Genomic DNA, 21,939 nt, shown 5'->3' with positions numbered 1-21,939 from the left:
CCCCGGTCTCCTCACGCTCGCACTCACGCGCGGGGGCGCTCCCCCCGACGTGCCCTGTCACCGTACTGGCCGGGACCGACGGCCTGTGCACGGCGTACCCCGGGGTCAGCGCTTCGGGCGGCGAGGGAACAGGGTCTCCCAGACCGGGAAGGCGACCAGCCAGATCAGGATCACGACGGTGAGGCTGCGGATCCAGTTGCCCAGTTCACGGGTTCGTTCCGCGTCGTTGACCCAGAGGATCGCCGCACCGAGCAGGGCGCACGCGACAGCCCAGCCGAGGAGCGCCTTGGCCCACTCCCGCCACTCGTGGCGGGTGCGGGCCCAGCCGTAGCGGGGAGGCCGCACCGGCGGCGGACCACCGGCGAACCGGTGGGCGAAGCGCTGGTCCGCCCAGCGCACCATCGAGTGCCCGAAGGCCACCGAGAAGCCGAGGTAGGCGGCGGCGAGACCGTGACTGACGCCTGCGGTCGCGCCGCGGCGCAGGTCGATCACCGACGCGGCGAGCAGTGCCAGATCGACCAGCGGTACGCAGACCAGCAGCGCCGCGCCGAGTCGTGGCCGGCGCAGCGGATAGCGGGCCACCAGCCCGGCGCCGAGCAGGACCCAGAACGCGATCTCACAACCGATGATCACCGCGACCACCATGGCGACCTCCCCCCGTCGTCGGCACCCAGCGTCGCCGATCGGCGGGGCCCGGGCCTCGACGCCGGAGACGAGATCGGGGTCCTCCCTTCGACGGACCAACCGTCCGGGACGCGCTCGACGTACCCCTTTCGACGCATGTCGGAGCCGGCGGGCTCCTTCCCTGGTCGGAGTCGGAGGGTCGACGGTTGTGGTGGGATCGGGGCATGCGACCGCCACCGTGGCTCGGCTCCGGCACGGCCGGCCGGGATCTCACGCTGGCCGGCGCGTCGCTGATCGGTGGCCTGGTGCTGTACGGCCTGGGCATGCAGCCGCAGATCGTCCCGCACCCGGACGTGCCGCCCGAGCTGTTCCTGGCGCCGCTGCTGGCGGTGTGCGTGGCCGTCGGTCTGCGTCGGGTCGCGCCACGCGCCAGCCTGGCGGTGGGGACCGGGGCGCTCGTGGTGGACACGGCGCTGGGCAACTCGCTGGGCACCGTCGTGATCTACACGCAGGTGCTCTACGACGCCTGCGTGTACGGCCCGCCCCGGCTGTGGCGGTGGCTGCTCGGGATCACCGCGACGTTGAGCGCGATCGCGGTGGTGGCCGGCGTGCTCGGCTTCGGGCAGTGGCGCGGGGCCGCCGTCGGGGTGCCGGTGGTGCTCGCCGGGCTGCTGCCGGTGCTGACCGGGATCAGCGTGCGGCAGTACCGGGACCAGGCCGCCGCCGAGCGGGCCCGGGCCGAGCAGACCGCCCGGCTGGTCGAGCTGGACCGCCGGCAGGCGGTCAGCGCCGAACGGGCGCGGATGGCCCGGGAACTGCACGACGTGGTCGCCAACCACCTGAGCGCGGTGGCCATCCACGCCACCGCCGTGCTGTCCGTACCGGGGCTGGAGCGGGGCCAGGTGGAGTCGGCGTTGCGGGTGATCCGGGAGAGCAGCGTGCAGGGCCTGGCCGAGATGCGGCAGATGATCGAGCTGCTGCGCGAGCCGGACGCGGGTGAGCGGGGCACGGCGGGCGTGGTCGGCGCGGTGCCGGAGGCGGTCACGGCGCGGCTCGCCGAGGCGGACGGGTTGGTCGAGCGGATCCGGGCGGCCGGCCTCGCGGTACGGGTGCACACCGACGGCACCCCGGGCCCGCTGCCGGTGGGGGTCGACCTCGCCGCGTACCGGATCGTGCAGGAGTCGCTGACCAACGCGCTCAAGCACGGCACGGGCGAGGCGGAGCTGACCATCACGTACCGGCCGGCGGAGGTGGTGCTGACGGTGGAGAATCCGGTGCGCCCGGACGGGTCGGGGCTGCCGGGCGCCGGGGCCGGGCTGATCGGGATGCGGGAGCGGGCCGCGCTGCTGGCCGGCCGGTTCACCGCCGGGCCGCACGACGGCCGCTGGCAGGTCCGGGCCGCCCTGCCCACCGGGGAGGGCGGGTGACCGCGCCGCGCTCGGGCGACGCCGGCGCCGCGCCGGTACGGGTGGTGCTCGCGGACGACCAGCCGGCGGTACGGGCGGGTCTGGCCCTGATCCTGAACGGCTCGCCGGGCATCGAGGTGGTCGGCGAGGCGGCCGACGGCGACGAGGCGGTCCGGCTGTGCCGGCAGGTGCGCCCCGATGTGGCGGTGCTGGACGTGCGGATGCCACGCCTCGACGGGATCGCCGCGACCAGGGCGATCGTCGCCGACCGGCTCGCCGACGTGCTGGTGCTGACGACCTTCGACCTGGACGAGTACGTCTTCGGCGCGCTGCGCGCCGGGGCGTCCGGGTTCCTGCTCAAGGACACCGACGCGGCGGGACTGGTCGCGGCGGTGCACACCGTGGCGCGCGGTGAGGGGTTCATCGCCCCCACGGTGACCCGTCGTCTGATCGCCGCCTTCGCGGCCACCCCGCCCGGCGCGTCGGCGGCCGCCCGGGCCGCGCTGGACACCCTGACCCCGCGCGAACGCGACGTGCTGGCCTGCCTCGGCCTGGGCCTGTCCAACCAGCAGATCGCCGACCGGCTGGCGCTGGCGGAGAGCACCACCAAGACACACGTGAGCCGGATTCTGGCGAAGCTGGACCTGCGCAGCCGGGTGCAGGCCGCGATCCTGGCCCAGGAGCTGGGCCTGCTCGCGCCACCGTGACCCTGCGCCGGGACCGGCCGACCCGGGCCCGCTGACCGGTGCCGGCGTGGATGGCCTGCTCACGACGTGTCAGGCTAGGGCGGTGAGTACGCCCGACGGTGGGGAGTTGGCGGCCACGCTGCGCCGGATCGAGCGATCGGCGGGAGCGCTGGCCACCGCCAGCGTGGCCCGGATGGACGAGACGCTGCCGTGGTTCCGCGCCCTGCCGGCCGACCAGCGCTCCTGGGTGATGCTGGTGGCCCAGGCGGGCGCCCGGTCGCTGGTGCAGTGGCTGCGCGACGGCGGCGGCACGGCGGACAGCACCCAGGAGGTCTCCGACGAGGTGTTCGCCGCGGCACCCCAGGCGCTGGCCCGGTCGATCACCCTCCAGCAGACGGTGGCACTGATCAAGGTGACCATCGACGTCGTCGAGGAGCAGGTGTCGCAGCTGGCCGCCGAGGGTGAGGAGCAGCTGCTGCGCGAGGCGGTGCTGCGCTTCTCCCGGGAGATCGCGTTCGCCGCCGCCCGGGTGTACGCGCGGGCCGCCGAGTCGCGCGGCGCGTGGGACGCCCGGTTGCAGGCCCTGCTGGTCGACGCGCTGCTGCGCGGTGACTCGCCGGACGTCCTGGCGAGCCGGGCCGCCGCGCTGGGCTGGGCGGACGCGCCGCCGGTCGCGGTGGCGGTCGGCCGCTCCCCCGGCGGCGAGGTCTCCGCCGTGCTGCACGTGGTGTACCGGCAGGCGCGGCGGATCGGCGTCGAGGTGATCGGCGGAGTGCACGGCGACCGGTTGGTGATCGTCCTGGGCGGCGCGGCGGATCCGCTGAGCGCCACCGGCAAGCTGCTGGACGCGTTCGGTGACGGCCCGGTGGTGGTCGGTCCGGCCGTACCCAGTCTGGATGAGGCGACGGAGTCGGCGCGGGCCGCGCTGTCCGGTTTCCGGGCGGCGCCGGCATGGCCGACCGCCCCCCGGCCGGTGCCGGCCGCGGACCTGTTGCCGGAGCGGGCCCTCGCCGGCGACGCGGAGGCGCGTCGCCGGTTGCGCCACGACGTGTACGCGACGCTGGTGCGCGCCGGTGGCGAGCTGCTGGAGACCCTGGACGCCTTCCTGGCCGCCGGTGGCACGCTGGAGAGCGCGGCGCGGGCGCTGTTCGTGCACCCGAACACGGTGCGCTACCGGTTGCGCCGCATCGCCGAGGTGACCGGCTTCTCGCCGCTGTCGCCCCGGGACGCGTTCGCCCTCCAGGTGGCGTTGACCGTCGGTCGACTGGATCCGGTGGTCCCGGTGGTCACGGCGGTCCCGACCCAGACATTGACCCCGGCCGCCCGGAAATCCGCCCAAAGCAGTGATGATCCTCGCCGATCTTTGTGAGAAACCTCCAAAGGTTCTAGTGCGGTTTGGTGGGCCTCGGCACAGCGCTACCCACGCGTATCCGGGAGAGTCATAGGCGTGCTCGCCGTACTTAGTCCCGGCCAGGGTTCCCAGAAACCCGGCTTCCTGACCCCCTGGCTCGACCTGACCGGCACCGAGGCGCGACTGCGCTGGTGGTCGGCGCTGGCCGGGGTGGACCTGGTGCATCTGGGCACCGCCGCGGACGCCGACGAGATCAAGGACACCGCCCGCACCCAGCCGCTGCTCGTCGCGGCGGCGCTGCTCGCCGCCGAGCACCTGCCGCTGGACGGCGTGACGCTCACCGCCGGCCACAGCGTCGGCGAGCTGGGCGCCGCGGCGGTGGCCGGGGTGCTCTCGGCCGAAGCCGCGCTCACCCTCGCCGGGATCCGGGGCCGGGAGATGGCGGCCGCGTGCGCGCTGGAGCCGACCGGAATGGCGGCCGTGCTCGGTGGCGACCCGGACGAGGTGCTCGCCGCGATCGCCGCGCACGGGCTGCACCCGGCCAACCGCAACGGCGCCGGCCAGATCGTCGCCGCCGGCGCGCTGGACGGGCTGGACAAGTTCGCCGCCGACCCGCCGGCGAAGACCCGCGTCATCCGACTCCAGGTGGCCGGCGCGTTCCACACCCCGTACATGGCCCCGGCCGAGACCGCGCTGGCCGCGGTCGCCGCCGGGATCGCCCCCGCCGACCCGGCCCGGATCCTGTTGTCGAACCTCGACGGCACCGCCGTCACCGACGGCCAGGAGCTGGTGCGCCGGCTGGTCCGCCAGGTCACCGCCCCGGTGCGCTGGGACCTGTGCATGCGCACGCTGGCCGAGCGCGGGGTGACCGGCGTGATCGAGCTGCCCCCGGCCGGCACCCTCGCCGGTCTGGTCAAGCGGGAGCTCAAGGGCGCGGGCGCCCCGGAGATCGTCACCCTGAACACCCCGGACGACCTGCCGGCCGCACGGGACCTGATCGCCCGCCACGGCACGCCGGGCCAACCGCTCGCCCCCATCGGAGGACACTCATGACCGGCAGTCGCATCGTCTCGATGGGGCACTACCAGCCCTCCCGGGTGGTGACCAACGACGACATCGCCCAGCTCGTGGACACCAACGACGAGTGGATCCGCGACCGGGTGGGCATCGTCACCCGGCGGATCGCCGACGGTGAGACGGTGGCCGACATGGCCGCCGCGGCCGCCGGCAAGGCGCTGGCCAACTCGGGGCTCACCGCCGCCGACATCGACCTGGTCGTGGTCGCCACCTGCTCCTCGATCGACCGCAGCCCCAACGTGGCCTGCCGGGTCGCCGCCAAGCTGGGCATCGCCGCGCCGGGCGCGTTCGACGTCAACACCGCCTGCTCGGGCTTCGCGTACGCCCTGGGCACCGTGGATCACGCCATCCGGGCCGGGGCGTCGCGCAACGCGATAGTCATCGGCGCCGAGAAGCTGTCCGACTTCACCGACTGGACCGACCGCTCCACCTGCATCATCTTCGGTGACGGCGCGGGCGCCGCGGTGGTCACCGCCACGGCCGAGGACGAGCCGGCCGGCATCGGCCCGGTCGTCTGGGGCTCCGTGCCGGAGAAGAGCGACGCGGTCCGCATCGAGGGCTGGCGCCCGTACATCCAGCAGGAGGGGCAGGCGGTGTTCCGCTGGGCCACCACCGCGCTCGCGCCGCTGGCCCTGCAGGCGTGCGAGCGGGCCGGGGTCGACCCGTCGGAGCTGGCCGCCTTCGTGCCGCACCAGGCCAACGCCCGGATCATCGACGGCATCGCCAAGCGGCTCAACATCCCCAACGCGATCATCGCGAAGGACATCGTCGAGTCCGGCAACACCTCGGCGGCGAGCGTGCCGCTGGCTCTGTCGAAGCTGGTCGAGCGCCGGGAGGTGCCGTCGGGCGCCCCGGTGCTGCTGTTCGGCTTCGGCGGCGGCCTGACCTACGCCGGTCAGGTCGTCCGCTGCCCCTGAAACCCCCTCGGGCGCGTACGCGTCGAGGAGCGGCGGTCGGCGACGCCGGCCGCCGGAGACCCCCCTATGAGAGGAACCAACCGCAATGACCCGTGACGAGATCACCACCGGCCTCGCCGAGATCCTCGAAGAGGTTGCCGGGGTGAACCCGGACGACGTGGCCGAGGGGAAGTCCTTCACCGACGACCTCGATGTCGACTCGCTCTCCATGGTGGAGGTCGTGGTGGCCGCCGAGGAGAAGTTCGGCGTCAAGATCCCGGACAACGAGGTGCAGAACCTCAAGACCGTCGGGGACGCCGTCAGCTTCATCGAGGCGCAGTCCTGATCATGAGTCGTCCTGACGTCGTCGTCACCGGGCTCGGCGCGACGACCCCGCTTGGCGGGGACGTCGCGTCGACCTGGGACGCCATGCTCGCCGGCCGCTCCGGGGTGAGTGCCCTCACCCAGGAGTGGGCCGCGCAACTGCCGGTCCGGATCGCCGCCCAGCTGGCCGTGGAGCCGTCCGAGGTGCTGGACCGGGTCCGACTGCGCCGGCTCGACCGCTCCGAGGCGATCGCGATCATCGCGGCGCAGCAGGCCTGGGCGGACGCCGGCCTCGCCGACTCCGGCCTCGACGGGGAGCGGCTGGCCGTCAGCGTCGGCTCCGGCATCGGCGGTGCCACCACCCTGCTCGCCCAGGACGACATCCTGGAGGCGTCCGGGCCGCGGCGGGTTTCCCCGCACACGATCCCGATGCTGATGCCGAACGGTCCGGCCGCCTGGGTCGGGTTGGAGCTGGGCGCCAAGGCCGGCGTGCACACCGTGGCCAGCGCCTGCGCCACCGGCGCGGAGGCGATCGCGCTCGGTCTGGACATTATTCGCGCCGGCCGGGCCGACGTGGTGGTGGCCGGCGGCACCGAGGCGGTCATCCACCCGCTGCCGATCGCCGGCTTCAGCTCGATGCGGGCCATGTCGACCCGCAACGACGACCCGGAGCGGGCCTCCCGCCCGTGGGACACCGGCCGCGACGGCTTCGTCCTCGGTGAGGGCGCGGGCATCGTGGTGCTGGAGCGCGCCGACCACGCCGCAGCCCGCGGCGCTCGGGTGTACGCGCGCCTCGCCGGCGCCGGCATCACCTCCGACGCGTACGACATCGTGCAGCCGCACGCCGAGGGTGAGGGCGCCATCCGGGCCATCGCTCGGGCGATCGCGGACGCGGACATCGCCAAGCAGGACATCGTGCACGTCAACGCGCACGCCACGTCGACCCCGGTCGGCGACATGCTGGAGATCGGCGCGCTGCACAAGGCGCTCGGCGACCACCCGGTGCTGGCCGCGACGAAGTCGATGACCGGTCACCTGCTCGGTGCGGCCGGAGCGCTGGAGTCGATCGCCACGATCCTGGCCATCCGCGACGGCGTCGTCCCGCCGACGATCAACCTCGACGACCCGGAGCCGGGCCTCAGCCTGGAGGTCGCCGCGCACAAGGCACGCCACATGGAGATCCCCGCCGCGCTGAACAACGCGTTCGGCTTCGGCGGCCACAACGTGGCGCTGGTCTTCGCACGACCGTGAGACAGCGGCCGTGAGACGGCCGATCTGCGGGTTTACCGAAGGGGCCCCCTCAGCAAAGGGGGCCCTTCGGCACGTTCAGCCCCGGTTGCGGGGATGCTGCTTGGCGGTGCGTTCGTTGCCGTGGCGGTAGTTGCCGGTCCAGCGGGCCATCACCAGTTGTGGGTCGTCGTCGACCTCGGCGAGGAACTCCGCCGCCCGGGCGCCGCGCAGCGTGCCCGCCACCCGGCCGTGATGCGTGATCACCACCGTGCCGTCGGCGCGCTGGTCGTAGCGGAAGCCCTGTGCGGTTGCCATGACAGCGAGGCTGCCAGGTCGACGCCCTCGCCGGCGACGCGATTTCCGACCTGCGGGCCCCGGCGGAATCAGGCGCCGCAGGTGGTGGCGGGCAGGCCGGGCACAGCCACCGGGGACCGACCACCCGGGCGGGCCTTGCCGGCCAGCACGGCGGCCAGGGCGGTCATCGACGACCGACTGGAGGAGTACGTCGCCAGCAGCGTCGGCGACGTGGCCTTGGCCAGCACGTACGGGGTGTCCATGGCGACGGTGACCGCCGCGTCGGCGCGCAGGTCGCTGTCGCCGTCGCCGTAGCCGACCAGGTGCACCACGGTCCCGCCGCTCGGCTTCACGGTCACGCCGGCCTTGGTCAACGCGGCGGTGAGCGCCGCCCGGGTGCCGTCACGGCCGTCGGAGGAGGTGACGGTGACGGGGCCCTGCACCGCTTTGCCGCAGGCGCCCCGCAGCACGGTGACCGCACCGGCGGCCAGCGCGTCCGCCGCCGCCCGGTGCGCCGGGGTGTTGAGCGTGGACATCGGCTCGGTGGGGGCCGTCGCCAGCCGGAACTTCATGGTCAGCACCCGGGTGACCGCGTCGACCAGCCGGGCCCGGGGCAGCGAGCCTCCGCGCAGGGCGGCGAGCAGCCCGTCGTACGCCTGGCCGACGTTCGGGGTCATGAGGATCAGGTCGTTGCCGGCGTTCAGCGCCCGGACGGCGGCCTCGCCGGGCGCCCAGCGCTTCGCCGGCGGCATGTTCATCCCGTCGGTGATCACCACGCCCTGGAAGCCGAGCTGGCCGCGCAGTACGTCGGTGAGCAGCTTGTGGGAGAAGGTCGCCGGGGTGCCCGGGTCGATGGCCTGCGCGTCCAGGTGGCCGGACATCACGGCCATCGCGCCGGCCTCGAACCCGGCGGTGAACGGCGGCCACGCGCCGCTCTGCAGCTCCGCCGCGGACTGGGTGAGCACCGGCAGGTCCTTGTGCGAGTCGTCAGCGCTGTGGCCGTGCCCCGGGAAGTGCTTCAGGGTGGCCGCGACGCCGCTGGCCTGCAGGCCCCGGACCGCGCCGCCGACCTGCGCGGCGGCGAGCTTCGGGTCGGCGCCGAACGACCGCGAGCCGATCACCGTGCTGCGGGTGGCCAGCACGTCGGCCACCGGGGCGAAGTCGACGTTGATGCCCAGCGCGGCGAGTTCGGCGCCGGCGGCCCGCCAGGCGGCCTCGGTCAGCTTCGGGTCGCCGGCCGCACCGGCGGCGAGCGCGGTGGGCAGGATGGTGACCCCGTCGGTGATCCGGGTGACGACGCCGTACTCCTGGTCGGTGCCGATCAGAAAGGGCGCCGGGCCGGCGGCCAGCCGTCCGGCGGCGCCCCGCAGCCCGGTGGTCAGCTCGTGGACCTGCTTGGGGTTGTCGACGTTGGTGGTCTCCTGGTTGCCCTTGGTCGGGTCGTCGGCGCTGAAGCCGACCAGGATCAGCCCGCCGAGCCGGTACTTGGCGATCATCTCGGCGGGGGTGTCGACGCCGGCGAGGGCCTGGTTGCCGGCCACGGAGCCGGTCGAGACCTTCGTGGCCGAGTCGCCGTACGCGTACGGCATCAGCACCTGCCCGACCAGGTCCTCGTCGGAGAGCGTCGCGACGAGGGCGGCGGCCCGCGCGGCCGGATCGTCGGCCGGGGTCGCTGCGGGAGCGCTCGGGGCCGCCGAGACGCCGGTCGGACCGGGCGTCGGGTCGGGCCGGTCCGGGGCGCCGGAGCAGCCGGAGACGAGCAGGGCGGTCAGGGCGGCGACGGCGACACCGGCGTGTCGCGGGCGAATCGGCACCCGCCCATCCCACCAGGTTCCCCCTTATCGGGGCAACTTGACCTTACCGGTCGCAGCGCCCGGGAGCGTCTGGCCAGCGGGGCGGTGGCGGAGGTCAGCCGACCCGGGTGAGCAACGTCACCGGCGCCCCGTCACCGGCGTACCGGTAGGGCTCCAGGTCAGCGTCCCACGCGGTGCCGAGTGCCTTGTCGAGGGCGTGCGACAGCGCCTCGGGGGCCCGGGCGGAGGCCATCAGCGCCCGCAGCCGGTCCTCGCCGAGTTGGATGTCGCCGGCCGCCCCGACCGTGGCCCGGAAGAGGCCACGGGCGGGCACGTACATGAAGCGCTCACCGTCGGCGCCGGGACTCGGCTCCTCGGTGACCTCGAAACGGATCATGGGCCACTGCCGGAGGGCAGCAGCCAGCTCGGCGCCCGTCCCCGGACGGCCGGTCCACCCGCACTCGGCCCGGCGGGCGCCGGGATCGACGGGCTGAGCCGTCCACTGCAGGTTGACCGGCGCGGCTAGGACGCGCGCGATCGCCCACTCGACGTGCGAGCACACGGCGAGCGGGGTCGAGTGGACGTATACGACGCCACGCGTTGGCACGGTGACCTCCCGGAGAGCGAGGTGCGTCTTCCCCTACGACCTCGTCCACCGGAGTGGTTGCTGCAACACATGATGACTCCTGTGACGGATGGTGCGCCAGGGAATCGGAAAAAACGCCTGCCGGAATAGCCGGACGGGTGGTCTCCGTTGCCTCTCAGGACACCGCGACGACCAGCCTGATGTCGTGGTCCTGTACAGTTCCATCGGCGGCTTCTGCCGCGTTACACCTTCGCGGGCCGACTCAGTGTCACCCGCACACAGCCCCCGGACGTCCAGTCCTCCCGTACGTCTTGCAAGGAGTACCTCCGTGGCGAGCAACACCTCTAAGACCGCGCGCGCGTCCGTCCGGGCCGGCCAGGCTGGCCAGGGTGGCGCCCTCAGCGTGCTGGGCGAGTTCAAGTACCTCATCCCGCTCAACGGCGGCAAGCACGCCTACGTGCGCAACCTGACCAACGGCAAGACCGCGCACCTGCGCACCGACTCCGACGCCTTCGTCGAGGAGATCCGGGTGCTGGCCGCCGCCGGCCACGCCGCCAAGATCCGGGCGGAGATCAACAACCTGGCTGCCGTTCACCCGAACGACGGCTGGGAGGCCACCGAGAAGCGCCTGGTCGCGGCCGGTGTCTTCGAGGGCTGAGCCCTCCCCCACCGCAGCACCAGCAGACCGCCCGCCGGGAGTTCCCGGCGGGCGGTTTCGCGTCCGGCGTGTTCAGGTCGGGTCGAGCAGGGCGACCTCGCCGGTGCTCAGGTCGTAGAGGCCGCCCACCACCGCCACCCGACCAGCCGCGACCGGCCCGGCCAGCAGGTCGTCCGCGCGCAGCGCGTGGACCGTACGCCGGACGTGCCGGCGGATCGCCTGGGGATGCACCGCCGGGTCGTCGAGCCCGGCCTCGGTGACCGCCGGGGCGATCTCGTCGACCAGGTGAGCGAGCGAGCCGCCGGGCCGCTCCCCCGATCGCAGCGCGTCCACCGTCGCTCCCACCGCCCCGCACCGCTCGTGTCCGAGCACCAGCACCAGCGGCACGCCGAGCTGACCGACCACGTACTCGATGGAGCCGCACACCGCGCGGTCGAGCACGTGCCCACCGGTACGGATCACGCAGATCGCACCGAAGGTCTGGTCGAAGATCGCCTCCAGCGGCACCCGCGAGTCGATGCAGCCGAGCACCACCGCGTACGGCTGCTGGTCCCCGGAGGCGGCCGCCGCCGCGGCGGTGACGTCGTGGCCGTGCACGGGTTGGCCGCTGACGAACCGCCGGTTGCCGGCGAGCAGCTCGGCGAGCGCGGCGCGGGGCGTACCCCCGGCCTGCCGCCCCTGTCCCGCCACCTCCATGCCGTTCAGCTTGGCTCGCCGCCGACGGTCACGGGCGGGGTCGGGAATGTTCGCCCGGCGCGATTGGCGTGGCGTCTCGGCGGGTAGCCGGTGTTACCGCCGGGTATCCCGGTGCTGATGAGGCCGGGGCGGCCCGGGGAGGTGGCGATGCCGGAGCGGTTCGAGGTCGGTATGCCCGACGGCGTACGGCTGCACGTGGAGGTCACGGGGCCTGCGGACGCCCCGGTCACGGCCGTCCTGCTGCACGGCTGGACGCTGGACGGGCGCAGCTGGCACCGGCAGGTGGACGCGCTGACCGCCTCGGCCGGCGACGCGGTGCGGGTGGTCACCTACGACGCGCGCGGCCACGGCCGGTCCAGCTGCATGGCGTTGCCCACGGCCACCCTGGCCCAGCTCGGCGACGATCTGGCCGCCGTCCTCGACGCGGTCGCGCCGACCGGTCGGGTGGTCCTGGTCGGGCACTCGATGGGCGGAATGACGATCATGGAGTACGCGCACCGCCACCCCGGCCACTTCGCCGCCCGTACGGCCGGCCTGGTCTTCGTCTCGACCACCGCCGAGGGGCACACGCACACCGTCTACGGGCTCTCGCCGCGCATCGCCCGGCTGATCCGGCTCGCCGAGACGACGGGCGCCGGTGTCCTGGCCCGGTGCGGTTCGTGGCGCGCGCCCCGGGCGCTGCTGAACGCGTTGCAACCGAGCATCCGGTGGATGCTCTTCGGCGACCGCTGTGATCCCTCCGACATTCGGCTGGTGACCTCGGCGGTGGCCCGCGCCTCGCTGCGCTCGATCGGCGGCTTCCGCGCCTCGATCGGCGCCCAGCGCCGGCTGGACACCCTCACCGCGCTGGCCCACCTGCCGGCCGCCGCCCTGGTCGGTGACCGGGACCGGCTGACCCCACCGCCGTGCGCCGAGTCGATCGCCGCCGCCCTGCCGGCCACCGAGCTGACCGTCTGTCCGGGTGCCGGACACATGCTGATGATGGAGCGCCCGGACGAGGTGAACGCCGCGCTGACCGGCGTACTGCGTCGGGTGCTCGCCGCGCCGGCGCGCGACGGGCACGACGCGAGCGCGACCGGGACGGGTCGCTGAGCACGTTCCCGCACCTCGGGCGCGAAGCCCCGGGCCCGGGGCCGTACCCTTCTGCGGTTGGCCCGCGCGGTTCGCGCCGTCTGCCGGCGACATCGAAGGAGCGTGCGTTGACCGACCAGACCGCCCTGGAGCAGGAGATCGCCGTCGAGCAACGGCACCTCGACCGGGTGTACGCCCGACTGGCCGAGCTGCGCCAGTCCGCGGTTCGGGCCGAACGGGACGGCTACCGGATGGCCCGGGTCGGCACGTTCGGCGCGCTGGTCGAGCGCGACGCGATGGTCTTCCACGCCGCGCAGCGACGGCACACCCTCGACGCCGAGCACGAGGGGCTGGTCTTCGGCCGTCTGGACCTGCGCGACCGGCAGGTGCTGCACGTCGGGCGGCTCGGCATCCGCGACGAGGACGCCACCACGCTGGTCGTCGACTGGCGCGCGCCGGCCGCCTCCGCGTTCTACCAGGCCACCCCGGCGCAGCCGCTGGGCGTGGTGCGTCGCCGCACCATCTCCTCGCGCGCCGAGCGGGTCACCCGGATCGAGGACGACCTGCTGGACCCGACCGCCGCGCCGGAGGGGATGACTGTGGTCGGTGACGGCGCGTTGCTGGCCACCCTGTCCCGCGCCACCGGTCGGGGCATGCGCGACATCGTGGCGACGATCCAGCGGGAGCAGGACGAGGCCATCCGGTCGCCCGGTTCCGGGGTGACGATCGTGGCGGGCGGTCCGGGCACCGGCAAGACGGCGGTCGCCCTGCACCGGGCGGCCTTCCTGCTCTACTCCGACCGCAGCCGGTACGCCGGCGGGGGCATCCTGGTGGTCGGGCCGTCCACCGTCTTCGTCGAGTACATCGCCTCGGTGCTGCCCTCGCTCGGTGAAGACACGGCGACCCTGCACTCGCTGGGCAGCCTCTTTCCGGGAATGACCGCCACCCGCGCCGACCCGCCCGAGGTGGCGGCGGTGAAGGGCTCGCTGCGGATGCGCCGGGTGCTGGAGCGCGCAGCCCGCGACGCGGTGCCGGGCGGCCCGGGTGAGCTGCGGCTGCTCTACCGGGGCACGCTGCTGCGGCTGGACCGGGCCGAGCTGGACCGGATCCGGGACCGCGCGCTGCACCGTGGCGCCCGGCGCAACGAGGCACGCCGGGCCGGCTTCGACGGGGTGTTCGCCGCGCTCTGGGCGCAGGCCCGGGCGGTGGGCATCACCCGGCTGCCCGAGCACCGGGCCTTCGAGGGCGAGATCGCCGAGCGGCCGGAGTTCCGGGAGTTCCTCAAGGCGTGGTGGCCGCGCCTGCACCCCCGACACGTGCTCGGCTGGCTGGCCCGCCCGGATCGGCTGCGTCGGTACGCCGGCGGCATCCTCTCCGGCGCGGAGATCAGGCTGCTCACCGCCGCGTACCAGAATCTGGACACCGCGGGCCTGACCATCGCGGACGTGGCGTTATTGGACGAGTTGGACGCGCTGCTCGGCAAGCCCATGCAGCCGGCGCGGGCCCGCCGTGACCCGTTCCAACTCGCCGGCGGCGTGCGCGAGCTGAGCACCGCCAGCGACCGGCAGCGGGCCGCCCGCGCGGCGGCCCGGGAGCGTCCGGAGGACTACCGGGAGTACGCGCATGTGGTGGTGGACGAGGCGCAGGACGTCTCGCCGATGCAGTGGCGGATGGTCGGACGGCGCGGCCGTCTGGCCTCCTGGACCGTCGTGGGCGACCCGGCGCAGACCGCGTGGACCGGTGATCCCCAGGAGCTGACCCACGCCCGGGACCAGGCGCTGGGCCGGCGCAAGCGGCACGATTTCACGCTCACCACCAACTACCGCAACTCGGCCGAGATCTTCGCGGTGGCGGCGGCGGAGATCCGCCGGCTCTACCCAGACCTGTCGCTGCCGACCGCCGTCCGCTCCACCGGGATCGACCCCGTCGAGCTGGTGGTGCCGCCCGCCGGGCTGGAGACCGCGGTCGTGGAGGCGGCCACCGGCCTGCTGGCCGAGGTGGACGGCACGGTCGGGGTGATCACGCCGGTCACCCGCCGCGACGAGGTCGCCGGTTGGCTCGGCTCACTCGGCGCGGCGCGGCTGCAGGTGGTGACCAGCCTGGAGGCGAAGGGCATGGAGTACGACGGGGTGGTGCTGGTCGCCCCGAGCGAGATCCGGGCCGATCCGGGCTCCGGCGTACGCACGCTCTACGTGGCGCTCTCCCGGGCCACCCAGCGGCTCACCACCATCGACCCGACCGGCTGACCTGCGGGTTGCGGTGTCGAAGGGTGGGCCGGCCCGTACACTTGCATACATAGCGATGTGAGCATACATTTGACCGGGTCCCGGGTGGCGACGGAGGGTGGATTTCGTGGGAGCAGGTCATGACCACCACCACGGGTCGGTCACCAACGCCGCCCACCAGCACCGGGGCCGACTCTGGGCCGCGTTCGGGCTGCTCGCGACGCTGATGGTGGTCGAGGGTGTGGCCGCCTTCCACACCGGCTCGCTCGCCCTGCTCTCCGACGCCGGGCACATGTTCACCGACGTGCTGGGCATCGGGATGGCGCTCGCCGCGATCACCGCCACCCGGCGGGCCACCGGCGACCCGCAGCGCACCTTCGGGCTCTACCGCCTCGAGGTGCTCGCCGCCCTGGCCAACGCCGTCCTGCTCTCCGGCGTGGCGGTCTACGTGGTGATCGAGGCGATCGGCCGGTTCGGCGACCCGCACCAGGTGCTGACCGGCCCGATGCTCGCGGTGGCCGTCCTCGGCCTGCTCGCGAACGTGATCGCGTTCGCGCTGCTGCGCGCCGGCGCCCGGGAGAGCATCAACCTCCAGGGCGCCTACCTGGAGGTGCTCGGCGACCTGCTCGGCTCGCTCGGCGTGATCGGCGCGGCGCTGCTCATCGCGGTCACCGAGTGGTGGTGGGCCGACCCGTTGGTCGCGGTCGCCATCGGCGTGTTCATCCTGCCGCGCACCTGGCGGCTGGGGCGCGCGGCCGTCCGCATCCTGGTGCAGGCCGCCCCGGAACACCTCCAGGTCACCGCCGTGCACGACCGACTGGCCGCGGTGCCCGGCGTGGTGGAGGTGCACGACCTGCACGTCTGGACGCTCACCTCGGGCATGGAGGTGGCCTCCGCACACCTGATCATGGCGCCCGGCGGGGAGGTCGGCACGGTGCTCACCGCGGCGCGTACCGCCCTGCGGGAGGACTTCCGCATCGAGCACGCCACGCTGCAGATCGAGCCCGGGTCCGCCACGGGCGCCTGCGGTTCGATCGAGTGGTGAGCACATATCTGACGAAAAGACCGTTTTGCGGTCATCTTCGGTGGCGGCGCAGACACCTTCCGTCACATCGACTGCACACGTCCCACCTGCCCCGGTAGGCTCGTCCCCGGCCACCACCCGGCGGCGCCCTCCCGGCGCCGGTGGCGGCCGCCGCCTAATCACCCGAGAGGGCGAACCGGGGAACCACGTTCCTGGGGTGCATCCGCGTCAGCGGTAGGGATCTTCCGTCCCGAACCCGTCAGCTAACCCGGTCGGCGGCTGACGGAAGGACATGCGTAGTGGCACCAGCACGACCACCCGCCGCCCGACTCGCGGCACTGATCGTCATGATGGTCACCCTCGGCGTCGCCCTACCGGTGGGCGCCGCCACCGCCGCTCCCCCCGGCGGCCTGCGGGCCGCCGCGGCGCCCGACGGCGACGAGGAGGGCGGCACCCCCGCGCTGCGGGCCCAACTGGAGGCCGCCAGCAAGGGCTACCTGGACGCGAAGCGCGCCCTGGACACCTCCGTCAAGCGCCAGCAGCAACTCGCGGCCAAGCTGAAGACCACCGAGGCCGAGATGACCGTGCGCAACGGCAAGGTCGGCGAGATCGCCGGCGTGGCGTACCGCACCGGCCGGCTCAGCACCGTCTCGGCGTTGCTCAACACCAACACCCCCGAGGGCTTCATGGACCGGGCGGCCGCGCTGGACGTGGTGGCCGCCAACGAGGACCGGGTGCTGCGCGACCTGCACGCCACCCGGGACGAGGCCAACCGCACCCGCACCGCCCTGGACGGCGAGATCCGCGAGCAGCGCAAGCAGGTCGAGGTGATGGCCAAGCGCAAGGAACAGGCCGAACGGGCCCTGGCGGTCGCCACCAGCAAGCCGCGCACCACCGCTGCCGACACCAGTTCCAACCGGGGCACCTCCACCGCCAACGCCCAGCCCGCGCCACGCAACTCCGACGGCTCCTGGCCCTCCGAGTCGTGCAGCGTCAACGACCCCACCCCGGCCAGCGGCTGCATCACCCCCCGCACCCTGCACGCCCTCAACCAGGCGAAGGCCGCCGGCTTCACCCGGTACGTCTCCTGTCACCGCTCGGGCGGCTCCGGCGAACACCCGAAGGGCCGGGCCTGCGACTTCGCCGCCCAGAAGGGCGGCTTCGGCGGGGACGCCACCGGCGGCGACAAGACGTACGGCAACAACCTGGCCGCGTACTTCATCCGCAACTCCGACCGGCTCGCCGTGCTCTACGTGATCTGGTACAGGCAGATCTGGCTGCCCAGCAGCGGGTGGAAGTCGTACAGCGGGGGGAACGGCGACCCCTCCAGCGAACACACCAACCACGTACACCTGTCGGTGTACTGACCCCACCGGTGGCCGGCGCACCGTCGAGCGGGTGCGCCGGCCCCGGGTACGTCAGCGGACGTACCCCGGACGCCGCCGGTGATCGGACGACCCGGCCGGGCCGGGCCGGCAGCATGTCGGGTATGCCGCGAATCCCACCCGCCACCCGCAAGGCGCTGCTCACCCTGCACCTCATCACCTCGCTCGGTTGGCTCGGGGCCGACCTGGTGCTGCTCACCCTCGGCATCGCGGCACAGCGCGGCGCCGACCCGGCCGTGGTCTATCCGGTCGCCGGGCTCGTCGGCACGGTGCTGTTCGCGCCGCTGAGCGTGCTCGTCTGGCTCGTCGGCGTCGCCAGCGCGCTGCTCACCCCCTGGGGCCTGGTGCGCTACCGGTGGGTGCTGGTCAAGCTCGTGATCACCACGGTGATGGTCGGGCTGGTGCTGTTCCTGCTCACCCCGAACCTGCGGCACGCGAGCGCGCTGGGCGCCGCCCTCCCCGCCCGGGATCGCGCCGACCTGGTGATCGCGCCCGCGGTGTCGACCAGCCTCATGATCATCGCGACCGTGCTCTCCACGTACAAGCCCTGGGGCCGCCGACCCGCCCGACCCACCGGCGCACGCCATACCTCCGCCGCCGCGAGCCCGGCACGCAACGCGCCACAAGATCGCGCAACAACACGGAAGTCAACAGTGTTGCGTTAGGGCTCCGGCCGGCCAACCCGTGCTGGATGGCCCGGCGATCATGGAGTTGTGGTGCCTGCCTTGGCGTTGTATGGGCGTTTTGTGGCCCACCACAACTCCATGATCGGCGAGGCACGATCATGACGCGGGGCGGTCGAGGGCCGCACCGAGGCGGGTGGCCAGGGCGAGGTGGGCGGCGCGGGCCTGTTGGAAGGCGTACCGGAACAGGGGCGTCGGCGCGCGCAGGGTGATGTCGACGTCGATCCGGACCAGGCCGTCCGGCTCGGCGCGCAACCGGGTGTGGTTGCGGACGGTGGTGGCCGGCCACTGGCGGGCCACCGTGACGATCTCGTCAGGTTCGCTGATCAGCACGTCCGCCTGGTAGGTGGTGCGGAAGCGCAACGGCCCCACCGCCAGCCTGTCGTTGATCGTGTAGCTGGCTCGGGCGCCCGGACGGGGCGGCACCCGGCGGACCCGGACGATCAGGGGGTGCAGTTCGCCCTGGCGGGTCAGGTCGCTCAACAACGCCGCCGCCTCGGCGAGTGAGCAGCGGGCCTGGACGGTGTAGCTGAAGCTGTCGCTGCTGAGCACACAGTCTCCCGACGTCGCTGGTCGCACGATCGTCCCGTACGCGGCTCAGGCTGGCAACGCCCGGACGGACACCGTCCGTTGTCCCGGTATTCGCGCAGCATTCCCATTACGGTCGGCTGATGGGAAATCACCGGTTGTGACGGAGGGTGGACACATGTTCGGTGACGACCGGTGAGCGGGCACGTGATGGTCTTCGCGCCCACCCCGCAACTGACGGTGACCGTGGATCAGCCGAACGACCAGCCCGAACTGCACCTGCACCCCGGCGGCCAGGGCGTCTGGCAGGCCCGCATGGTGCTGTCGCTCGGGGTCGACGTGGTGCTCTGCGCCGCGCTCGGTGGCGAGGTCGGTCAGGTGCTGGAGCCGCTGCTGGTCAGCGAGGGGGTGGACCTGAAGGTGGTGATGCGCGACTCCGGCAGCGGCGGGTACGTGCACGACCGGCGGGGCGGGTCCCGACAGGAGGTCGTGGACGTGCCCGGGGACCGACTGAGCCGCCACGAGCTGGACGAGTTGTACAACCTGGCGCTCGGCGAGGGACTGCGCGCCGACGTGAGCGTCCTCAGTGGCCCGAATGCGCCGTGGCTCGTCCCGGCCGACCTGTACCGCCGCTTCGCCGCAGACCTCGGCGCCAACGGCAGCCGGGTGGTGGCTGATCTGTCCGGTGACCACCTGGGCGCCGTACTGGACGGCGGTGTGTTCTTCCTGAAGGTGAGTCACGAGGAGCTGATCCGGGACGGTCGCGCCCGCAGTGGGGACGGCGCCGAGCTGACCCGGGCGATGTACGACCTGCACGCCGCCGGCGCCGAGACGGTGGTGGTGAGCCGAGCCGACCAGCCGGCGCTGGCGCTCATCGACGGGGAGCTCTTCGAGGTGGAGATGCCCCGGCTGGAGGCCGCCGATCCGCGCGGCGCGGGCGACTCGATGACCGCCGGCGTGGCGGCCGTGATCGCCCGTGGTGGCGACATCCGGACGGCCATCCGTACCGGCGCCGCGGCCGGCGCACTGAACGTGACCCGGCACGGGCTGGGCACCGGACGGTTGGACTCGATCACCGGGCTGGTGGAGCGGGTCCGGCTCGTCCCGGCGGACAGTCGGCAACAGGAGCGGACCACCCCCGACGAGTTGGCCGACCGGGCGGTCGAGCGATGACGCTGCGGGTGCTCGTGACCAACGACGACGGGATCGCCGCGCCGGGCATCCAGGCGTTGGCCGTGGCCGCCGCCCAGCGGGGCCTGGACGTGGTGGTCGCCGCGCCGATGGAGGAGGCCAGCGGCACCAGCGCCGCGATGAGCGCGGTGGAACGGGACGGGCGGGTGGTGGTGCACGACCACCCGCTGCCCGACCTGGCGGGCGTGCCGGCGTACGGGGTCGCCGGCTCGCCCGGTTTCATCACGCTGATCGCGCTGCACGGCGCGTTCGGCCCGCCGCCGTCGGTGGTGCTGTCGGGGATCAACCGGGGTGCCAACGCCGGCCGCGCCGTGCTGCACTCCGGCACGGTGGGCGCCGCCTTCACCGCCGCCTCGAACGGGTGCCGGGCCATGGCCGTCTCACTGGACGTGCTCTCCGCGGGCGAGGCGACGGCCGGCAGCGGCGGGGCCGCGGTGGACGCCGCAGCCCGCGTACGCGACGCCGAACGGCACTGGGTCACCGCCGCGCGGGTCGCCCTGGACCTGCTCCCCCGGCTGACCGCCGCGCCGCCGGAGAGCGTGCTCAACGTCAACGCCCCCGACCTGCCGCACGGACGGCTGCGCGGGGTACGTCGCGGCTCCCTGGCCAGCTTCGGTCAGGTGCAGATGACGGTGGCCGAGTCGGGGCACGGCTTCGTGCGTACCGCGCTGGAGGAGCCCGGCCAGGCCGCGCAGCCCGGCACGGACCTGGCGTTGCTGGCCGCCGGGTACGCGTCGGTGACGGCCATCCGAGCGGTCACCGAGGTGACCGACGTGGACCTGACCGGTCTGGACGAGCAGCCTTGACGGAGGGCGCTCAAGCGCCCGGAAGCACCTCGGGGGTGGCGGCCCCGGCGAAGTAGGGCTCCGGTGCGCCGAAGAGACCGAGCAGACCGGTCACCCAGAGCTGACGGTGCACGAACCGGCTCGGCTCGGTGACCACCAGCTTGACGCCGCTGACCTCGGCGGTCTGGAAGCCGGCGACCATGGCGCTGATGCCGACCGAGTCGATGAAGGTGACCAGCCTCATGTTCAGCTCGATGCGGACCGGACGGCTCTTGGCCAGCACCTCCGCAATCGCCTCACGCACCTCGTACGCTGTGTCGACGTCGATCTCGCCCCGGGGGGCGATCTCCACGACACCACCGGACAGGACCGACTTCACGATCGACAGGCTCACGCGAGCACCTCCACCCGCCCGTCCCCCGGGCGTCTCATCAGTACGCGGGCCGCGACCGAGAGTATTCCTCCGACGGCCTCGGTCGCCACCCCTCGGGATGAGCAATTCACGGATCCGGGCGAACAAAGTCGCCCATATCCCCACTTTTCGGTATCTGATCAACCAATACTTTTCGTTATCTGACCACTCCACGATCGGTCGGAACCGACGCGTCGCCGGACCAGGGTAACGGGCGTGACCCGACACGCCCGACAACCAACCCATCCCGTACGCCGGCCCCGCCTGGGACCGGCGTGTCGCGCCACGGTCGCCCGGTCGCGTCCGGTCCGAGCCGGCCGGGCGGTTGCCGACGCCACCTAGCATCAGCCCCGGGACACCCACCGCGGCGGAGAGGACCTTCGATGATCAAGCGACTGGCCGGGCTGGCCGGAGTCGGCGTACTGCTCGCCCTCGTACTGGCCTGCGGTTTCGGCGGCGGGGACGACGATGACGACGACGATGACGACGACTTCGCCCGCGGTGCGGCCGTGGTGGCGGTGCGCTGAGGGGGCGGGTGAGCCGCGGCCGACCGGGTTTGCGGCCGACCGGCCCGGGGCACTGCGGAATCAGCGAAACCCTGCCGCGCTGGACAGACGCCGAAGTCCGAAGTGGCCGGCGGCTTCGGCACCCGAGGAGGTAACCACGATGTTCGGAACCAACCTGCTGGACCGGCGCAGCAAGCCGGAGCGGATCGCGGACCAGGCGTGGGAGCACCTGCTCTCCGCCGTCAGCTCCGCAGGCGACAGTGTCCGGGACACCGCCCGTTCGGCCCGTCGCAGCAGCGGCGAGCTCGCCGACGGGGCGGGTGACCTGGTCGGCTCCGCGGCGGAGGAGGCCCGGCGTCGGGCCTCGCGCGCCTTTGACGCGCTCGCCGGGCGCCAGCCGGCGCTGCCGTGGACGCTCCTGATCGGGGCAGCGCTGGTCGGCGCGGCGGTCGGCTGGGCCGTCGGCTCCGCTGCCCGTGCCGCCGGCAGCCGGGACGACCGCGCGGTG

24 protein-coding genes and 1 riboswitch are annotated in these 21,939 nt (G+C 73.6%); of the genes, 17 read left to right on the top strand and 7 right to left on the bottom strand.

Going from position 1 to position 21,939, the window contains the following annotated elements:
• Positions 1–105: 105 nt before the first annotated feature.
• Positions 106–645 carry a hypothetical protein gene (locus tag ABZU46_RS19005; RefSeq protein ID WP_354859475.1) on the bottom strand — a complete coding sequence of 180 codons (540 nt, stop codon included), beginning with the start codon at positions 643–645 and terminating at the stop codon, positions 106–108.
• 203 nt (positions 646–848) lie between these two features.
• Between ABZU46_RS19005 and ABZU46_RS19000 the strand changes: the two genes are divergently transcribed.
• From ABZU46_RS19000 to fabF, 7 genes are all read left to right on the top strand, one after another.
• Positions 849–2,051 (top strand): histidine kinase, encoded by a 1,203-nt coding sequence (locus tag ABZU46_RS19000; protein WP_354859473.1) that lies wholly within the window; start codon positions 849–851, stop codon positions 2,049–2,051.
• Entirely contained in the window at positions 2,048–2,737 is a 690-nt protein-coding gene (locus tag ABZU46_RS18995; RefSeq protein ID WP_354859471.1) for a response regulator transcription factor, read from the top strand. Before ABZU46_RS19000 ends, ABZU46_RS18995 begins: the two co-directional genes overlap by 4 nt.
• 46 nt (positions 2,738–2,783) lie before the next feature.
• Positions 2,784–4,085, top strand: a complete 1,302-nt coding sequence (locus tag ABZU46_RS18990) for a helix-turn-helix domain-containing protein (protein WP_354859469.1) — start codon at positions 2,784–2,786, stop codon at positions 4,083–4,085.
• Positions 4,086–4,163: 78 nt separating this feature from the next.
• Positions 4,164–5,120, top strand: coding sequence for an ACP S-malonyltransferase (locus ABZU46_RS18985; protein ID WP_354859468.1), 957 nt, complete (start codon positions 4,164–4,166; stop codon positions 5,118–5,120).
• Complete coding sequence (locus ABZU46_RS18980; protein ID WP_354859465.1) at positions 5,117–6,061, top strand: beta-ketoacyl-ACP synthase III; 945 nt, start codon at positions 5,117–5,119, stop codon at positions 6,059–6,061. The genes ABZU46_RS18985 and ABZU46_RS18980 overlap by 4 nt, the downstream gene beginning before the upstream one ends.
• Before the next feature lie 85 nt (positions 6,062–6,146).
• Positions 6,147–6,386 carry an acyl carrier protein gene (locus ABZU46_RS18975; protein WP_007463517.1) on the top strand — a complete coding sequence of 80 codons (240 nt, stop codon included), beginning with the start codon at positions 6,147–6,149 and terminating at the stop codon, positions 6,384–6,386.
• A gap of 2 nt (positions 6,387–6,388) precedes the next feature.
• The gene (gene fabF, locus ABZU46_RS18970) at positions 6,389–7,615 is read left to right on the top strand and encodes a beta-ketoacyl-ACP synthase II (protein ID WP_354859462.1); all 1,227 of its coding nucleotides are present in this window, start codon (positions 6,389–6,391) and stop codon (positions 7,613–7,615) included.
• Positions 7,616–7,690: 75 nt separating this feature from the next.
• Here the strand turns inward: fabF and ABZU46_RS18965 are convergent, their stop codons facing one another.
• From ABZU46_RS18965 to ABZU46_RS18955, 3 genes are all read right to left on the bottom strand, one after another.
• Positions 7,691–7,909 carry a hypothetical protein gene (locus ABZU46_RS18965; RefSeq protein WP_354859460.1) on the bottom strand — a complete coding sequence of 73 codons (219 nt, stop codon included), beginning with the start codon at positions 7,907–7,909 and terminating at the stop codon, positions 7,691–7,693.
• A 68-nt stretch (positions 7,910–7,977) separates the two neighbouring features.
• The gene (locus ABZU46_RS18960; RefSeq protein ID WP_354859457.1) at positions 7,978–9,702 is read right to left on the bottom strand and encodes a glycoside hydrolase family 3 N-terminal domain-containing protein; all 1,725 of its coding nucleotides are present in this window, start codon (positions 9,700–9,702) and stop codon (positions 7,978–7,980) included.
• A gap of 94 nt (positions 9,703–9,796) precedes the next feature.
• Entirely contained in the window at positions 9,797–10,288 is a 492-nt protein-coding gene (locus ABZU46_RS18955) for a DUF3145 domain-containing protein (RefSeq protein WP_007463525.1), read from the bottom strand.
• A 307-nt stretch (positions 10,289–10,595) separates the two neighbouring features.
• Here ABZU46_RS18955 and ABZU46_RS18950 point away from each other — a divergent pair, with 307 nt between their 5' ends.
• Positions 10,596–10,925, top strand: a complete 330-nt coding sequence (locus ABZU46_RS18950) for a hypothetical protein (RefSeq protein ID WP_007463527.1) — start codon at positions 10,596–10,598, stop codon at positions 10,923–10,925.
• 72 nt (positions 10,926–10,997) lie between these two features.
• On the opposite strand, the gene ABZU46_RS18945 is transcribed toward ABZU46_RS18950, so the two are convergent.
• Positions 10,998–11,621, bottom strand: a complete 624-nt coding sequence (locus ABZU46_RS18945) for a carbonic anhydrase (protein ID WP_354859455.1) — start codon at positions 11,619–11,621, stop codon at positions 10,998–11,000.
• 147 nt (positions 11,622–11,768) lie between these two features.
• Here ABZU46_RS18945 and ABZU46_RS18940 point away from each other — a divergent pair, with 147 nt between their 5' ends.
• From ABZU46_RS18940 to ABZU46_RS18920, 5 genes are all read left to right on the top strand, one after another.
• Positions 11,769–12,713 (top strand): alpha/beta hydrolase, encoded by a 945-nt coding sequence (locus ABZU46_RS18940; protein ID WP_354859452.1) that lies wholly within the window; start codon positions 11,769–11,771, stop codon positions 12,711–12,713.
• 107 nt (positions 12,714–12,820) lie between these two features.
• The gene (locus ABZU46_RS18935) at positions 12,821–14,938 is read left to right on the top strand and encodes an AAA family ATPase (protein ID WP_354859449.1); all 2,118 of its coding nucleotides are present in this window, start codon (positions 12,821–12,823) and stop codon (positions 14,936–14,938) included.
• Between the two features lie 106 nt (positions 14,939–15,044).
• On the top strand, positions 15,045–15,962 hold the full coding sequence (locus ABZU46_RS18930; protein ID WP_354859446.1) for a cation diffusion facilitator family transporter: 918 nt from the start codon (positions 15,045–15,047) through the stop codon (positions 15,960–15,962).
• Positions 15,963–16,103: 141 nt separating this feature from the next.
• Positions 16,104–16,235: riboswitch (cyclic di-AMP (ydaO/yuaA leader) on the top strand.
• 53 nt (positions 16,236–16,288) lie between these two features.
• On the top strand, positions 16,289–17,308 hold the full coding sequence (locus ABZU46_RS18925; protein ID WP_354859499.1) for a hypothetical protein: 1,020 nt from the start codon (positions 16,289–16,291) through the stop codon (positions 17,306–17,308).
• A gap of 122 nt (positions 17,309–17,430) precedes the next feature.
• Positions 17,431–17,991 carry a hypothetical protein gene (locus ABZU46_RS18920; RefSeq protein WP_354859444.1) on the top strand — a complete coding sequence of 187 codons (561 nt, stop codon included), beginning with the start codon at positions 17,431–17,433 and terminating at the stop codon, positions 17,989–17,991.
• A gap of 117 nt (positions 17,992–18,108) precedes the next feature.
• Here the strand turns inward: ABZU46_RS18920 and ABZU46_RS18915 are convergent, their stop codons facing one another.
• Entirely contained in the window at positions 18,109–18,561 is a 453-nt protein-coding gene (locus ABZU46_RS18915; protein ID WP_354859442.1) for an SRPBCC family protein, read from the bottom strand.
• Positions 18,562–18,732: 171 nt separating this feature from the next.
• Here ABZU46_RS18915 and ABZU46_RS18910 point away from each other — a divergent pair, with 171 nt between their 5' ends.
• A complete protein-coding gene (locus ABZU46_RS18910; RefSeq protein WP_354859439.1) occupies positions 18,733–19,710 on the top strand; it encodes a PfkB family carbohydrate kinase in 978 nt (325 codons plus the stop codon).
• Entirely contained in the window at positions 19,707–20,534 is an 828-nt protein-coding gene (locus tag ABZU46_RS18905) for a 5'/3'-nucleotidase SurE (RefSeq protein ID WP_354859437.1), read from the top strand. The genes ABZU46_RS18910 and ABZU46_RS18905 overlap by 4 nt, the downstream gene beginning before the upstream one ends.
• Before the next feature lie 10 nt (positions 20,535–20,544).
• Here ABZU46_RS18905 and ABZU46_RS18900 read toward each other — a convergent pair whose 3' ends face one another.
• Positions 20,545–20,907, bottom strand: a complete 363-nt coding sequence (locus ABZU46_RS18900) for an STAS domain-containing protein (RefSeq protein ID WP_354859435.1) — start codon at positions 20,905–20,907, stop codon at positions 20,545–20,547.
• A 401-nt stretch (positions 20,908–21,308) separates the two neighbouring features.
• On the opposite strand from ABZU46_RS18900, the gene ABZU46_RS18895 reads away from it, so the two are divergent.
• Complete coding sequence (locus tag ABZU46_RS18895; protein WP_354859433.1) at positions 21,309–21,452, top strand: hypothetical protein; 144 nt, start codon at positions 21,309–21,311, stop codon at positions 21,450–21,452.
• Positions 21,453–21,591: 139 nt separating this feature from the next.
• The coding region (locus ABZU46_RS18890; protein WP_354859431.1) for a hypothetical protein at positions 21,592–21,939 on the top strand (348 nt) is incomplete at its 3' end.

The organism is Micromonospora sp. NPDC005197, assembly GCF_040608295.1.
In the GTDB taxonomy this organism is placed as follows: Bacteria; Actinomycetota; Actinomycetes; order Mycobacteriales; family Micromonosporaceae; genus Micromonospora.
The sequence above is the reverse complement of the archived record's forward strand: the minus strand, read 5'-3'. Positions and strand labels throughout refer to the sequence as shown.